We start from the raw sequence: 13,141 nt of genomic DNA, 5'->3' as shown, positions 1-13,141 counted from the left end.
CCTCAGAGCCTACGGGTGGCCAGTGTCAGCCGGTCCCGCGCGTCGAAGAGGGCGTCCTTCACCAGCTGCTCGTGCGCCGGGGTCAGCCGGGCCACCGGCACGGAGCAGCTGATCGCGTCCCGCGCCGGGGTGCGGTACGGGATCGCCACGCCGAAGCAGCGCAGCCCCAGCGTGTTCTCCTCGCGGTCCACGGCGAAGCCCTGCTCCCGCACCTGGCGCAGCTCCTCGATGAGCTTCTCCCGGTCGGTGATCGTGTGCTCGGTCAGCGCGGGCAGCGTCTCCGGGAGCATCTTGCGGACCTGCTCGTCCGAGTACGTGCTCAGCAGCGCCTTGCCGAGGGACGTGGAGTGCGCGGGCAGCCGGCGGCCGACCCGGGTGAAGGGGCGCAGGTAGTGCTGCGACTGGCGGGTGGCCAGGTAGACGACGTTGGTGCCGTCGAGGCGGGCGAGGTGGATCGTCTCGGTCGTGTCGTCCGAGAGCCGGTCCAGCGTCGGGCGGGCCGCCGCCACGACCTCGTCACCGTCGATGTACGACGTGCCGACCAGCAGGGCCCGCACCCCGATCCCGTACCGCGTGCCCGTCGCGTCCGTCTCCACCCAGCCCAGTTCGACCAGGGTGCGCAGCAGCATGTAGAGGCTGGACTTGGGATACCCGACGGCCTCCTGGACCGCCGCGAGGGAGTGCATGCCGGGGCGTCCGGCGAAGTATTCGAGCAGTTCAACCGTTCTCACCGCGGACTTGACCTGCGCCCCGCCGCCCGTCTCGCCAGCCGACATCGCCCTTGACCCCTTCGTTGGACGGGAAATAGTCTCCACAGCATATTCATCATCAGAGACAGCGTTCAGTATATCGAACGTCCCTGGTGGATGACCCAGTACTGCGGCAATACATGTGTGGAGGGACCCGCGGTGGCAGCAGCACCAGTCTGGAGTGTCGACCCCCGAACCGGGAAGCAGCGTGAACAGGTTGCGGTGGAGGCCACAGCCCAGGAGGTGGACGCCGCGGTCCGTGCCGCGCACGACGCGCGCGGCGCGCTCGCGGACCGCACGGTGCGCGCGGCCTTCCTGCGCGGCGCCGCCGAGGAGCTGGAGGCGGCCAAGGACGGTCTCGTCGAGACCGCCGACGCCGAGACCGCGCTCGGCCCGGTCCGGCTGACCGGCGAGCTCGCCCGCACCTGCTACCAGCTGCGGGCCTTCGCGGACATCGTCGACGAGGGCGCCTTCCTCGACGTCGTCATCAACCACCCCGACGACACCGCGACCCCGCCGATCCCTGACCTGCGCCGCTACAAGGTGTCGCTCGGCGTCGTCGCCGTCTACTCGGCGTCGAACTTCCCCTTCGCCTTCTCCGTCGCGGGCGGCGACACCGCGAGCGCCCTCGCGGCCGGCTGCCCGGTCGTCGTCAAGTCCCACCCGGACCACCCGGCCCTGTCCGAATACGTCGCCAAGATGCTGCGCCGCGCCGCGGCCCGGCACGACATCCCCGAGGGGGTCGTGGGCCTGGTCCACGGCTTCGAGGCGGGCGTCGAGCTGATCAAGCACCCGCTGGTCGCGGCGGCCGGCTTCACCGGTTCCGTACGCGGTGGCCGGGCCCTCTTCGACGCGGCGGCCGCCCGCCCGGTCCCGATCCCCTTCCACGGCGAGCTGGGCTCGCTGAACCCGGTCGTCGTCACGGAGGCCGCGGCCGCCGAGCGGGCCGAGGCGATCGGTGCGGGGCTCGCCGGCTCGATGACGCTGGGCGTGGGCCAGTTCTGTGTGAAGCCGGGCCTCGTCCTCGCGCCGGCCGGAGCCGCCGGTGACGCCCTGCTGAAGTCCCTGACCGACGCCGTCAGCGACACCGACGCCGGGGTCCTGCTCGACCACCGCATGCGCGACAACTTCGTGGCCGGCGTCGCCGAGCGGGCCGAACTGCCCGACGTCGACTCCCCGGTCACCCCGGGCGCGGGCGGCGAGCACACCGTCAGCGCGGGCTTCCTCACGGTGCCGGCGAGCAGGCTGGCCGCGGAGGGCGAGCACGACCTGCTCCTGGAGGAGTGCTTCGGGCCGGTCACCGTGGTGGCCCGCTACGAGGACGAGGCCGAGGTGAAGGCGGTGCTGTCGCGGCTGCCGGGCAACCTGACGGCGACGGTGCAGCTGTCCGAGGAGGAGGCGGCGGGGCAGGGCCGTGGCGCCGAGATCCTCGCCGAGCTGACGCCGCTGGCGGGGCGTGTGCTGGTGAACGGCTGGCCGACAGGGGTCGCCGTCGCGCCGGCTCAGCATCACGGGGGTCCGTACCCGGCCACGACGTCCACGTCGACGTCGGTGGGCGGTACGGCGATCGAGCGGTGGATGCGGCCTGTCGCTTATCAGAACACGCCCGAGGCGTTGCTGCCGCCGGAACTGCGGGACGAGAACCCGCTGGGGCTGCCGCGGCGGTTCAACGGGCGTTTGGAGCGTTAGCGCCGCGGGGGGTGCGGCGGGCTGCGGGCTGCGGGCTGCGGGTCGTTCGTGGTTGATCGCGCAGTTCCCCGCGCCCCTTCAGGTCGGAGCTGAAAGACTCGGTCGAATGGATCTGCAACTTTCCGAACTTCCCTTCGGCCTGCGTTCGTACGGGCCCGACGGTCATTGGTCCTATGAGGGCGGCGTGCTCACCGGGTGGGCCGGGCCGCGGCAGGACCGGTTCGTCCCGCCCACCGGTGAGGGGCTTGACCCCGCTTCCGACGCGCCTCGGCTGCTCGGGGCACCGGAGGGCGACTTCCAGCTGATCGCCAAGGTCACCGTCGGGTTCGGCGCGGCCTTCGACGCCGGGGTGCTCTACGTCCACGTGGGGGAGCGGGCCTGGGCCAAGCTCTGCCTGGAGTACTCCCCGGACGTCCCCACCGTCTGCACGGTGGTGACCCGGGGCCACTCCGACGACGCCAACTCCTTCACGGTGGACGGCAGTCACGTCTGGCTCCGGGTCAGTCGCACCGGCCGCGCCTTCGCCTTCCACGCCTCGCGCGACGGCGAACGCTGGACCTTCGTCCGCCTCTTCACCCTCGCCGACGAGAAGGAGACGGACGCGGCCCTGGTCGGCTTCATGACCCAGTCCCCGATGGGGGAGGGGTGCGTGGTGACGTACGAGCACATCGAGTTCCGGCCGAGCTGGCCGAACGATCTGCGCGACGGCAGCTGAGGCCGGGCCGGGAACCGTGTCCCGGGCGGGCACGTCCTCCGTTTCATGATCAGGGACCGAGTGACGTCAGACCGTGTGATCCGTACCGTCCTGCCCGCCGAGGTGGCGGACGTCGTCGCGCTGCACGCCCGGGCCCGGGCGACGTACTACCCCGAAGGGATGCCGCAGGACGGCACCGACTGGTCCGCCTCCTGGCGCAGCGCCCTCACGCGACCGGACGGCCGTGTGCTGTGCGTCGTGGAGGCGGGCCGCATCATCGGCCTGGCCTCCTTCCGCGTCCCCGAGGGCGCTCCCGCGGACACGGTGAAGCTGTTCCAGTTCCACGTCGACCCCGATCACTGGCGCGGCGGCGTCGGCACCGCGCTGCACGCGGCCTGCGTGGAGGAGTGGCAGGCCGACGGCAGGCGGGAGGCCGTTCTCGAAGTGCACGTGGACAACCGGCGGGCCCAGGGGTTCTACCGGCGGCTGGGATGGGTCCCGGAGCCGGCCGGGCCGGGGGGCCACCATCTGCGGATGCGGTTCGCCCTGCCCGGGGAATGAACCCCGCTGCTTGAACGTTCATGCACCCGGCGGAGGGAGTCTTCGCACCGTACGACCTGGAGAGAGCCGAGACATGCGCGTCGAGATCTGGAGCGACATCGCCTGCCCCTGGTGCTACGTGGGCAAAGCCCGCTTCGACAAGGCGCTGCGGGACTTCCCGTACCGCGACGAGGTCGAGGTGGTGCACCGCTCCTTCGAGCTGGACCCGGGACGCGCCAAGGACGACGTCCAGCCCGTGATCACGATGCTCACCAGGAAGTACGGGATGAGCGCCGCGCAGGCCGAGGCCGGTGAGGACAATCTGGGCGCCCAGGCCGCCGCCGAGGGGCTCGACTACCGCACCCGGGGCCGCGACCACGGCAGCACCTTCGACATCCACCGCCTGCTCCACTTCGCCAAGGAGCAGGGCCGCCAGGAGCAGCTCCTCGATTCGCTCTACCGGGCCAACTTCGCCGAGGAGCGCTCCGTCTTCAACGACGACGAGCGGCTGGTGGAGCTCGCCTCGGACGCCGGGCTGGACGCCGAGGCCGTGCGCGCGGTGCTCACCGACCCGGGCGCGTACGCCGACGAGGTACGTGCCGATGAGCGCGAGGCCGCGCAGCTCGGGGCGAACGGCGTGCCGTTCTTCGTCCTCGACCGCACGTACGGCGTCTCCGGCGCCCAGCCCACCGAGGTCTTCGCCCAGGCCCTGACCCAGGCGTACGGCGAGCGCTCGCCCCTGAAGATCGTCGAGAGCGCGGATGCCGACGGCGCGGACGCCTGCGGCCCGGACGGCTGCGCGGTCCCCCAGCACTGAAAAGCCCAGCTCGGAGCGCATCCATAAGCGTTCCTTCGCGGCATCACGCAGAAATCGGCAATGGACGGGGAGATCCGGGGGACGCAGAGTGGTCCCATGGAGACCTTCGAGAACCTCGTCCGTGCCGAGTTCACCCCGAAGCACACCTACCTCAACACCGCGAGCAACGGGCTCCTGCCCGCCCGTACCGTCAGCGCCGTCCAGCAGGCGGTGCGGATGCGTGCCGAGGGAACGCCCCTGGGTCCCCTGTACGAGGACGTGGAGGCCGCCCGCGCCTCCTTCGCCCGGCTGGCCGGCGTTCCGGCCGAGCGCGTCGCGACCGGTGCCTCGGTCGCCGAGTACGGCGGACTGATCGCCGCGTCGCTGCCCGCCGGTGCCGAAGTCCTCACGGCGGAGGGCGACTTCTCCTCGCTGGTCAACCCGTTCCACACGCGCGGCGACCTCAAGGTGCGCGCCGTGCCGCTGGAGCGGCTCGCCGAGTCCGTCCGCCCCGGCACCGCGCTCGTCGCGGTCAGCGCCGCCCAGTCCGCCGACGGCCGCCTCGCCGACCTGCCGGCCGTGCGCGAGGCGGCCCGGGCGCACGGCGCCCGCACCTACGTCGACGCCTCCCAGTCCGCCGGCTGGCTGCCGATGCGGGCCGACGCCGACGACTTCCTCGCCGCCGTCGGCTTCAAGTGGCTCCTGGGCCCGCACGGGGCCTCGTTCTTCGTCGCCCCGCAGGACTTCGGCGGGCTCACGCCGCTGCTCGCCGGCTGGGTCGCCGGGGAACGCCCCTGGGACAGCTGCTACGGCCCCGTCGAGGAACTCGCCCACTCCGCGCGGCGGTTCGACGTCAGCCCCGCCCTCTTCACCTACGCGGGGCTGCGCGCCTCACTGGAGCTGCTCGAGGAGATCGGCATCGACGTCGTGCACGCCCACGACGTCGGCCTCGCGGACCGCTTCCGCGCCGGGCTCGCCGGTCTGGGCCACGAGCCGGTGCCCGCGCCGGGCTCGGCGATCGTGTCGGTGCCGGGGCTCGGCCACCGGCAGGGCGAACTGAGCCGGGCGGGCATCGAGGTCTCCGACCGGGCCGGGAACCTGCGGGCCGCGTTCCACCTCTACAACACGCCCGCGGACGTCGACCGGCTCCTGGACGCCTTGAAGGCATGAAAAACCGGGTGGGGCCTCCCGTCCCACACGAGGAGGCCCCACCCGGCAGCTCTGTCACACGGTCACGTCACCGCTGACCGGCGGTCACTGCACCGGCGTGAAGTCCCGCGCCCCGATGAACTCCGGTCGCCGCACGGGCGCCGCGAACGGTTCCACCGCCGTGTTCTCCACGCTGTTGAACACGATGAACACGTTGCTGCGCGGGAACGGCGTGATGTTGTCACCGGAACCGTGCATGCAGTTGCAGTCGAACCAGGTCGCCGAACCGGCCTTGCCCGTGAACAACTTGATGCCGTGCTGCGACGCCAGCCGGCTCAGCGCCTCGTCCGAGGGCGTGCCCGCGTCCTGCATCTGCAGCGACTTCTTGTAGTTGTCCTTCGGCGTGGCCCCCGCGCACCCGAGGAACGTCTTGTGCGACCCCGGCATGATCATGAGCCCGCCGTTGGTGTCGTAGTTCTCGGTCAGCGCGATCGAGACCGACACCGTGCGCATCCGCGGCAGACCGTCCTCGGCGTGCCACGTCTCGAAGTCCGAGTGCCAGTAGAAGCCACTGGCGCCGAACCCCGGCTTGACGTTGATCCGCGACTGGTGGACGTACACGTCCGAACCGAGGATCTGCCGCGCCCGTCCGACGACCCGCTCGTCGCGGACCAGCCGGGCGAACACCTCGCTGATCTTGTGCACCTCGAAGACCGAGCGGATCTCCTGGGACTGCGGCTCGACGATCGACCGCTCGTCCGCACGGATGTCCGGGTCGGTCACCAGCCGGTTGAGCTCGTCCCGGTAGACGGCGACCTCGTCCGGGCCGATGAGCTCGTCGATGGCCAGGAAGCCGTCGCGCTCGAAGGACAGCAGATCGGCCGGCGCGACCGGGCCCGGGGCGTCGGGGGCGCCCCAGACGACCGGGTCCTGACGGGGGGTGAGCACCTCGGTGGCGCCGCGACTGGGGTAGAGGTCGGTGATACCGGTGGTGGTGGTCTCGGTGGTGGCGGTCATGGAAACGTCACACCTCCTCGGTGAGCAGCGGGTAGACGCCGTTCTCGTCGTGGTCCTCCCGTCCGGTCACGGGCGGGTTGAACACGCAGAGGCAGCGGAAGTCCTGCTTGACCCGCAGCGTGTGCCTCTCGTGCCCGTCCAGGAGGTACATGGTGCCGGGCGTGATGGTGTGCTTCTGCCCGGTCTCGTGGTCGGTCAGCTCGGCCTCGCCCTCCACGCAGACGACGGCCTCGATGTGGTTCGCGTACCACATCGACGTCTCCGTACCCGCGTACAGGATCGTCTCGTGCAGGGAGAAACCGACCTTCTCCTTGGCGAGGACGATGCGCTTGCTCTCCCACGTACCGGACGCGGCCTTCACGTGCCGGTCGGTACCTTCGATCTCCTTGAACGAACGGACAATCACGGTGCTGCGATGCCTCCTAGATGAGTGATGCTCGGTTGGTCAGGCGGTCTCTCGGACGGCGCGGGCCAGCGTGCTCAGGCCCTCGTCCAGTTCCTCCGGCGTGATGGTGAGGGCGGGAAGCAGCTTCACGACCTCGCTCTCCGGGCCGGACGTCTCGATGAGCAGTCCGAGCTCGAAAGCGCGCTTGGCGACCTTTCCGGCGCGGGCCTTGTCGTGGAACTCCATGCCCCACACCAGGCCGCGGCCCCGGTACTCCTTCACGTCGGCCAGGTTCTCCTCGGTGATGGAGATCAGCGCCTGCTCGACCTGCTCGCCGCGCGTGCGGGTCTGCTTCTCCATGGCGGAACCGTCGGCCCAGTACGTCTCCAGGGCCGCGGTGGCCGTGACGAACGCGGGGTTGTTGCCGCGGAACGTGCCGTTGTGCTCGCCGGGCTCCCAGACGTCGAGCTCGGGCTTGAACAGGCACAGCGACATGGGCAGGCCGTAGCCGCTGATCGACTTGGAGACGGTGACGATGTCCGGCGTGATGCCCGCCTCCTCGAAGGAGAAGAACGCGCCGGTACGGCCGCAGCCCATCTGGATGTCGTCGACGATCAGCAGCATGTCCTGCCGCTCGCACAGCTCCGACAGCGCACGCAGCCACTCGGGCCGGGCCACGTTGATGCCGCCCTCGCCCTGCACGGTCTCGACGATCACGGCGGCGGGCTTGTTGAGGCCCGAGCCCTGGTCCTCCAGGAGCCGCTCGAACCACAGGAAGTCCGGGACCTGGCCGTCGAAGTAGTTGTCGAACGGCATCGGCGTGCCGTGGACCAGCGGGATGCCGGCGCCGGCCCGCTTGAAGGCGTTGCCGGTCACGGCCAGCGAGCCCAGCGACATGCCGTGGAAGGCGTTGGTGAAGGACACGATCGACTCGCGGCCCTTCACCTTGCGCGCCAGCTTCAGCGCGGCCTCCACGGCGTTGGTGCCGGTCGGGCCGGGGAACATGACCTTGTACGGCAGGTCACGCGGGCGCAGCAGCAGGTTCTGGAACGCCTCCAGGAACGTGCGCTTGGCGGTGGTCGACATGTCGAGCCCGTGCGTGACGCCGTCCCGCTCCAGGTAGTCGATCAGCGCGCGTTTCAGGACGGGGTTGTTGTGCCCGTAGTTCAGTGACCCGGCTCCGGCGAAGAAGTCGAGGTACTCATGGCCGTCCTCGTCGTACATGCGGCTGCCCACCGCACGGTCGAAGACGGTGGGCCAGCCGCGGCAGTAGCTGCGCACCTCGGACTCGACGGTCTCGAAGACGCTCAGGTCGGGCTGGGTGATGGTCACGACGAATCGCTCCTCGGTACGTGGGGGAAGTCTGCGGGAGTGGGGTGGGGAAGGAAGTCTCAGTGGGGCAGGGGGCCGATGCGGTACAGCACCTCTGCGTCGTGCGGCCCGTCGGGGAACAGGCCCGTGTCGAACAGCACCTCGCGCTCCAGCCGCGCGCCGTGACGCTCGGCGAACGACGTGAACAGGCGCTCCGAGGCGGTGTTGCCCGGAGTGATGGTGGTCTCCACCGTCGTCACCCCTCGCTCGGTCACGGTCCGCGCGACCAGTCCGTCGAGCAGCGCGGCGGCCAGTCCGCGCCCGCGGTGGGCCTCGTCCACCGCCACCTGCCAGACCAGCAGGGTGCGCGGGCTGTCCGGCCGCACGTACCCGGTGATGAACCCCATCGGCTCGCCGTGCTCGTCACGGGCCACGGCCGAGGTGGCGGCGAAGTCGCGGCACCACAGCAGATAGCTGTAGGACGAGTTCAGGTCGAGAACCTTCGAGTCCTTCGCCATCCGCCAGAGTGCGGCTCCGTCAGCCACCGTGGGGCGGTCGATTTGCGGATCTGCTTGTACGGCGGTCATGCGAATTGAACTTACCCAGCGAAATTCGAAATTGCATCGCCGATGGGGGTTACATATGGACCTCGTCTGTGTTATCGCGCGAGCGCGAAGGTTCACGCCGCGAGACGGCGAGATGCCTGACATTGTCCGGGAATTACCGGGCAAAGTGGTCACAGTGTGTAACGCGTCACAGCCGTGTAAGTCGCACGGGACCGGCCAGAATTTCCCCGCCGAGTGTCCTCAAAATCTGCGCGTTTAGGACCGGGAAAAGCGGGCAGAAGAATACGGGAAGCTATTCTTGAAAGAATTCTTAATTGTGCGCCAGCTTACATGTGGGACGTCTCGGAAAACACGTGGAATTCAAGCCCCGGTCACTCCGTCGAGGCGTTCCCGCAGGAGATCGGCGTGACCGTTGTGCCGTGCGTACTCCTCGATCATGTGGATGAGCACCCAGCGCAGACTCACCTCCATGCCGGGCACCGGCCCCTCGGCGACCCGCCCGATGTGGTCCAGCGGCAGCCCGGCGCACAGCTCCCGCCCCCGCGCGATCTCGCGCCGCCAGATCCCGAGCGCCTCGTCGAGCCCCCGCGCCGGATCCAGCGCGTAGCCGGTCGGGTCCTCGAAGACGGGCGGCACGGAGAGCCCGCCGGCCACCCTCTGGAACCAGTTCCGCTCGACCTCGGCGAGGTGCTGCACCAGTCCGAGCAGCGTCAGCGACGACGGCTCGGCCGCCGCGATCCGCACCTGCGCGTCGTCCAGCCCGGCACACTTCAGCTCCAGCGTGGCCCGGTGGAAGTCCAGCCAGCTCTCCAGCATGGCCCGCTCGTCACCGGTCAGGTGGGGGACAGGGCGCCCGTCGGGGAGGGCAGGGGTGTCAGCAGGCGTGTTGGCGGTCATGCGCGGAGCATGGCACGGGGCACTGACAACACTGCCCCGGTGCATCTCGGCCGAGGACTACCGCCACGCCTCCTCGGCGGCCCGCAGCGCCCCCTGCACATCCACCGTCAGCCCCTGCTCGGAGAGCGCCGCCCCCAACGCCGCCAGACTCGCGCGCACAGCCCCGGGCGTCGCATCGGCCCCATAGTGGTTGACCCGGATCATCTCCTTGGCCAGCGCACCCCCGCCCGCGGCCAGCGGCACCGCCGGATCCGCCGCCAGCGCCCGCCGGACCAGCTCCGACGCCACCAGCCCGGACGGCGCCCGCAGCGTGGTGGCGACGGGCGCGGCGTCCCGGGCCTCGTACACGTACGGCTCCAGGCCGCCACCGAGCGCGACCGCCCCGGCCCGGGTCGCCGCCGCGGCGGACGCGTGCCGGGCCATCACGGCCTCCGGCCCCACCGCCTCGATCCGCTCCACGCACGCCTCGAGCGCCAGCATCTCCAGCTGCGCCGGCGCGTGCAGCAGCGCCGTGCGGCCGCCGTCGATCCACCGCTCCTTCCAGTCGAGCAGCGACAGATACGACCGGCGCGGAGCGTTCGGATTGGCCGCCATCCGGGCCCAGGCCCGCTCGCTGACCGACACCGCCGACACCCCGGCCGGGCCGCCCATCGCCTTCTGCGCGCCGATCACGCACAGATCCACTCCCCAGGCGTCCGGCAGCACCGGCTCGGCCCCGATCGACGCCACGGCGTCCAGGTAGAACAGCGCCCCGTGCGCCCGCACGACCTCGCCGATCTCCGCGACCGGGTTGGTGTTGCCGGTCGCCGCCTCCGCGTGCACCAGGGACACGAAGTCGATGTCCGGGTGCTCGGCGAAGGCCTGCCGGATCTGCTCGGCCGTCACCGCCGTGTGGAAGGGCACCGCCAGGTCGATCACCGTGGCACCGCAGTCCCGCAGCCAGTCGCCGAAAGTCTGCCCGTACGGCCCCGTGATGACGTTCAGCGCCGTCGTGCCCGGACCGGCCGCGGCACGGATCGCGCCCTCCAGCGGCAGCAGCGCCTCGCCCTGCATGATCACGACGTCCTGCCCGGTGTCCAGCAGCCGCGCCACACGGTCCTCGATCGCGGCGAAGCGGTCCGCGCCGAGCGGGGCCAGGTCCAGGAACGGATGCGTCACGGAAGTGCCCTCTTTACTCACAGCGAATTCGATCGCATCGAGGGTAACCGGCCCCCTTAGAGGCCGGGCGGCCGGCTTACTAAGGTGCGGTGCATGAGCGATCGCACGGTGCTGCACGTGAAGGGACGGGTGCTCGTCGGGCCCGAGGACGTCCGGGACGAGCTGTGGGTGGTCGACGGCCGCATCTCCTATGGCCGCCCCGCCGGCGCCCGCGACGTCCGCACCGTCGTCGGCTGGGCCCTGCCCGGCCTCGTCGACGCGCACTGCCACGTGGGACTCGACCGGCACGGCCCCGTCCCCGAGGACGTCGCCGAGAAGCAGGCCCTGACCGACCGGGACGCGGGCACACTGCTCATCCGCGACGCCGGCTCGCCCTCCGACACCCGCTGGATCGACGACCGCGAGGACCTGCCGAAGATCATCCGCGCCGGGCGGCACATCGCCCGCACCCGCCGCTACATCCGCAACTACGCCTGGGAGATCGAGCCGGAGGACCTGGTCGCCTACGTCGCCCAGGAGGCCCGGCGCGGTGACGGCTGGGTCAAGCTGGTCGGCGACTGGATCGACCGCGACCTCGGCGACCTGTCGGCCTGCTGGCCCCGCGAGGCCGTCGAGGCGGCGATCGCAGCGGCCCACGACCTGGGCGCCCGGGTCACCGCCCACTGCTTCGCGGAGGACTCCCTCAGGGACCTGGTCGAGGCCGGCATCGACTGCATCGAACACGCGACGGGCCTGACCGAGGACCTCATCCCGCTGTTCGCCGAGCGGGGCGTCGCCATCGTCCCGACCCTGGTCAACATCGCCACCTTCCCGCAGCTCGCCGACGGCGGCGAGGCCCGGTTCCCGCGCTGGTCGGCCCATATGCGCCGGCTCCACGAACGCCGCTACGACACCGTCCGGGGCGCCTACGACGCCGGGATCCCGGTCTTCGTCGGCACCGACGCCGGTGGCGGCCTCGCCCACGGGCTGGCCGCCGCCGAGGTCGCCGAACTGGTCACCGCCGGCATCCCGCCCGTCGAGGCCCTCGCCGCGGGCACCTGGACGGCCCGCACCTGGCTCGGCCGCCCCGGCCTGGACGAGGGAGCCCCGGCCGACCTCGTCGTCTACGACGAGGACCCGCGGACCGACGTGCGCGTGCTGGCGTCGCCGCGCCGGGTGGTGCTGAACGGCCGCGTGGTCGGGTAGCGGCGAGGGTGACGGCGGGGAACGCCTGTGCCCGGGGATTCGAAGGGATCCATCTTTGCGGGTCCCGAGCCGGTCTCGCCTGGAGTCCCCACCGTGAACAGCCCTTCTTTCGCATGCCCGCACGCCGTCTGGCGACCGTCGCGACCGCCACGGCCCACGCCGCCGGGCCCGTGGCACTGACCGGTGTGAGCCCGGCGCACGCCACCGGCCACCACGGCCGCGCGAGCGCCACCGTCCTGCGCACCGGCCTGGACGTGTCCCTGCTGAACAAGTCGGTGAACGTCCTCCTCGCCGTCTCCCTCAACGACGTCCAGGCCCCGCGGAGCGCCGAGAAGACCACGCTGACGACCACCCTCGACGCGGTGGACGGCGGCCGGCCCTTCAGCGTGCTGCGCGCGGAGGCGGCCGAGGCGAGAGCCTCGGCGACCGCCACGAAGGCCGAGGGGACCACCACCCTGGCCCACGCCCGCCTCCACGTCCCCGGCCTGCCCCTGCTGCCGCTGATCGAGGTCGAGCAGGTCACCTCCAAGGCCACGTGCGTGGCCGGGAAGAAGCCGGTCGCCACGACCTCACTGCCCGGCTCGGTGACCGTGCTCGGCAAGCGCGTGACCCTGACCGCCGACGGTCCGACGGACGTCGAGGTGCCGGGCGTCGGCGACGTGCGCCTGGACCTCTCCAGCACCCGGACCACGGCCCGTACGGCCGCCGCCACCGCCCTCGGACTCGAGGTGTCCGTCAACCCGTCGAAGCTGAACGTCGCGGAGGTCGACGGCACCGTCACCCTGGCCGAGGCGACCTGCGGAACCCCCCGGACCGAGGTCGCGGCACAGCCCCCGGCCGAGCCCTCCGCCCCGCCCGCCGACGCCGAACCGCAGGGAGAGCCCGCCGAGACGGACCTGGCCGAGACGGGCGGCAGCTCGACCACGCCCTACCTCGTGGGCGGCGCGATCGCCCTGCTCGCGGCGGGCGGCGGAGCGGTGGCCCCGGCCCGCCGCCGGGGCTGAC

14 protein-coding genes are annotated in these 13,141 nt (G+C 71.4%); 7 read left to right on the top strand and 7 right to left on the bottom strand.

Going from position 1 to position 13,141, the window contains the following annotated elements; all coding sequences use genetic code 11:
• Positions 1-2: 2 nt before the first annotated feature.
• Positions 3-776: an IclR family transcriptional regulator gene (locus tag ACIRDU_RS00420; protein ID WP_031109054.1), complete on the bottom strand. Its 774-nt coding sequence runs from the start codon at positions 774-776 to the stop codon at positions 3-5.
• Between the two features lie 132 nt (positions 777-908).
• Between ACIRDU_RS00420 and ACIRDU_RS00415 the strand changes: the two genes are divergently transcribed.
• The 5 genes from ACIRDU_RS00415 (at position 909) to ACIRDU_RS00395 (ending at position 5,638) form a co-directional block, all read left to right on the top strand.
• On the top strand, positions 909-2,438 hold the full coding sequence (locus tag ACIRDU_RS00415; protein ID WP_403572281.1) for an aldehyde dehydrogenase (NADP(+)): 1,530 nt from the start codon (positions 909-911) through the stop codon (positions 2,436-2,438).
• 106 nt (positions 2,439-2,544) lie between these two features.
• The gene (locus ACIRDU_RS00410) at positions 2,545-3,153 is read left to right on the top strand and encodes a DUF1349 domain-containing protein (protein ID WP_403572278.1); all 609 of its coding nucleotides are present in this window, start codon (positions 2,545-2,547) and stop codon (positions 3,151-3,153) included.
• Positions 3,154-3,198: 45 nt separating this feature from the next.
• On the top strand, positions 3,199-3,693 hold the full coding sequence (locus ACIRDU_RS00405) for a GNAT family N-acetyltransferase (RefSeq protein WP_403572275.1): 495 nt from the start codon (positions 3,199-3,201) through the stop codon (positions 3,691-3,693).
• 73 nt (positions 3,694-3,766) lie between these two features.
• Positions 3,767-4,489: a DsbA family oxidoreductase gene (locus tag ACIRDU_RS00400; protein WP_403572272.1), complete on the top strand. Its 723-nt coding sequence runs from the start codon at positions 3,767-3,769 to the stop codon at positions 4,487-4,489.
• 96 nt (positions 4,490-4,585) lie between these two features.
• Positions 4,586-5,638 carry an aminotransferase class V-fold PLP-dependent enzyme gene (locus ACIRDU_RS00395; protein WP_403572269.1) on the top strand — a complete coding sequence of 351 codons (1,053 nt, stop codon included), beginning with the start codon at positions 4,586-4,588 and terminating at the stop codon, positions 5,636-5,638.
• Between the two features lie 84 nt (positions 5,639-5,722).
• On the opposite strand, the gene thpD is transcribed toward ACIRDU_RS00395, so the two are convergent.
• From thpD to ACIRDU_RS00365, 6 genes are all read right to left on the bottom strand, one after another.
• The gene (gene thpD, locus ACIRDU_RS00390; RefSeq protein ID WP_403572266.1) at positions 5,723-6,634 is read right to left on the bottom strand and encodes an ectoine hydroxylase; all 912 of its coding nucleotides are present in this window, start codon (positions 6,632-6,634) and stop codon (positions 5,723-5,725) included.
• A 7-nt stretch (positions 6,635-6,641) separates the two neighbouring features.
• Complete coding sequence (locus ACIRDU_RS00385; RefSeq protein WP_033310882.1) at positions 6,642-7,040, bottom strand: ectoine synthase; 399 nt, start codon at positions 7,038-7,040, stop codon at positions 6,642-6,644.
• Between the two features lie 39 nt (positions 7,041-7,079).
• The gene (gene ectB, locus ACIRDU_RS00380) at positions 7,080-8,351 is read right to left on the bottom strand and encodes a diaminobutyrate--2-oxoglutarate transaminase (RefSeq protein WP_403572262.1); all 1,272 of its coding nucleotides are present in this window, start codon (positions 8,349-8,351) and stop codon (positions 7,080-7,082) included.
• Between the two features lie 59 nt (positions 8,352-8,410).
• Entirely contained in the window at positions 8,411-8,917 is a 507-nt protein-coding gene (gene ectA / locus ACIRDU_RS00375) for a diaminobutyrate acetyltransferase (protein WP_403572259.1), read from the bottom strand.
• A gap of 339 nt (positions 8,918-9,256) precedes the next feature.
• Entirely contained in the window at positions 9,257-9,793 is a 537-nt protein-coding gene (locus ACIRDU_RS00370; RefSeq protein WP_403572257.1) for a DinB family protein, read from the bottom strand.
• A gap of 57 nt (positions 9,794-9,850) precedes the next feature.
• The gene (locus ACIRDU_RS00365) at positions 9,851-10,951 is read right to left on the bottom strand and encodes a pyridoxal-phosphate-dependent aminotransferase family protein (protein WP_403572254.1); all 1,101 of its coding nucleotides are present in this window, start codon (positions 10,949-10,951) and stop codon (positions 9,851-9,853) included.
• Positions 10,952-11,044: 93 nt separating this feature from the next.
• Between ACIRDU_RS00365 and ACIRDU_RS00360 the strand changes: the two genes are divergently transcribed.
• Complete coding sequence (locus ACIRDU_RS00360) at positions 11,045-12,136, top strand: amidohydrolase family protein (RefSeq protein ID WP_403572251.1); 1,092 nt, start codon at positions 11,045-11,047, stop codon at positions 12,134-12,136.
• Between the two features lie 113 nt (positions 12,137-12,249).
• Positions 12,250-13,140, top strand: a complete 891-nt coding sequence (locus ACIRDU_RS00355) for an SCO1860 family LAETG-anchored protein (protein ID WP_403572248.1) — start codon at positions 12,250-12,252, stop codon at positions 13,138-13,140.
• The last annotated feature ends 1 nt before the right edge of the window (position 13,141 follow it).

The sequence above is a fragment of the Streptomyces sp. NPDC093598 genome, from assembly GCF_044764825.1.
Classification (GTDB): domain Bacteria; phylum Actinomycetota; class Actinomycetes; order Streptomycetales; family Streptomycetaceae; genus Streptomyces.
This window is presented reverse-complemented; position numbering and strand designations above follow the sequence as displayed.

Excerpts from the sequence above, each read along its gene's own strand:
- ACIRDU_RS00355 (WP_403572248.1), top strand. The coding sequence starts at position 12,250 with ATGCCCGCACGCCGTCTGGCGACCGTCGCGACCGCCACGGCCCACGCC.
- ACIRDU_RS00370 (WP_403572257.1), bottom strand. The coding sequence starts at position 9,793 with ATGACCGCCAACACGCCTGCTGACACCCCTGCCCTCCCCGACGGGCGC.
- ACIRDU_RS00420 (WP_031109054.1), bottom strand. The coding sequence starts at position 776 with ATGTCGGCTGGCGAGACGGGCGGCGGGGCGCAGGTCAAGTCCGCGGTG.
- ACIRDU_RS00360 (WP_403572251.1), top strand. The coding sequence starts at position 11,045 with ATGAGCGATCGCACGGTGCTGCACGTGAAGGGACGGGTGCTCGTCGGG.
- ACIRDU_RS00410 (WP_403572278.1), top strand. The coding sequence starts at position 2,545 with ATGGATCTGCAACTTTCCGAACTTCCCTTCGGCCTGCGTTCGTACGGG.
- thpD (WP_403572266.1), bottom strand. The coding sequence starts at position 6,634 with ATGACCGCCACCACCGAGACCACCACCACCGGTATCACCGACCTCTAC.
- ACIRDU_RS00400 (WP_403572272.1), top strand. The coding sequence starts at position 3,767 with ATGCGCGTCGAGATCTGGAGCGACATCGCCTGCCCCTGGTGCTACGTG.
- ectA (WP_403572259.1), bottom strand. The coding sequence starts at position 8,917 with ATGACCGCCGTACAAGCAGATCCGCAAATCGACCGCCCCACGGTGGCT.
- ACIRDU_RS00405 (WP_403572275.1), top strand. The coding sequence starts at position 3,199 with ATGATCAGGGACCGAGTGACGTCAGACCGTGTGATCCGTACCGTCCTG.
- ACIRDU_RS00395 (WP_403572269.1), top strand. The coding sequence starts at position 4,586 with ATGGAGACCTTCGAGAACCTCGTCCGTGCCGAGTTCACCCCGAAGCAC.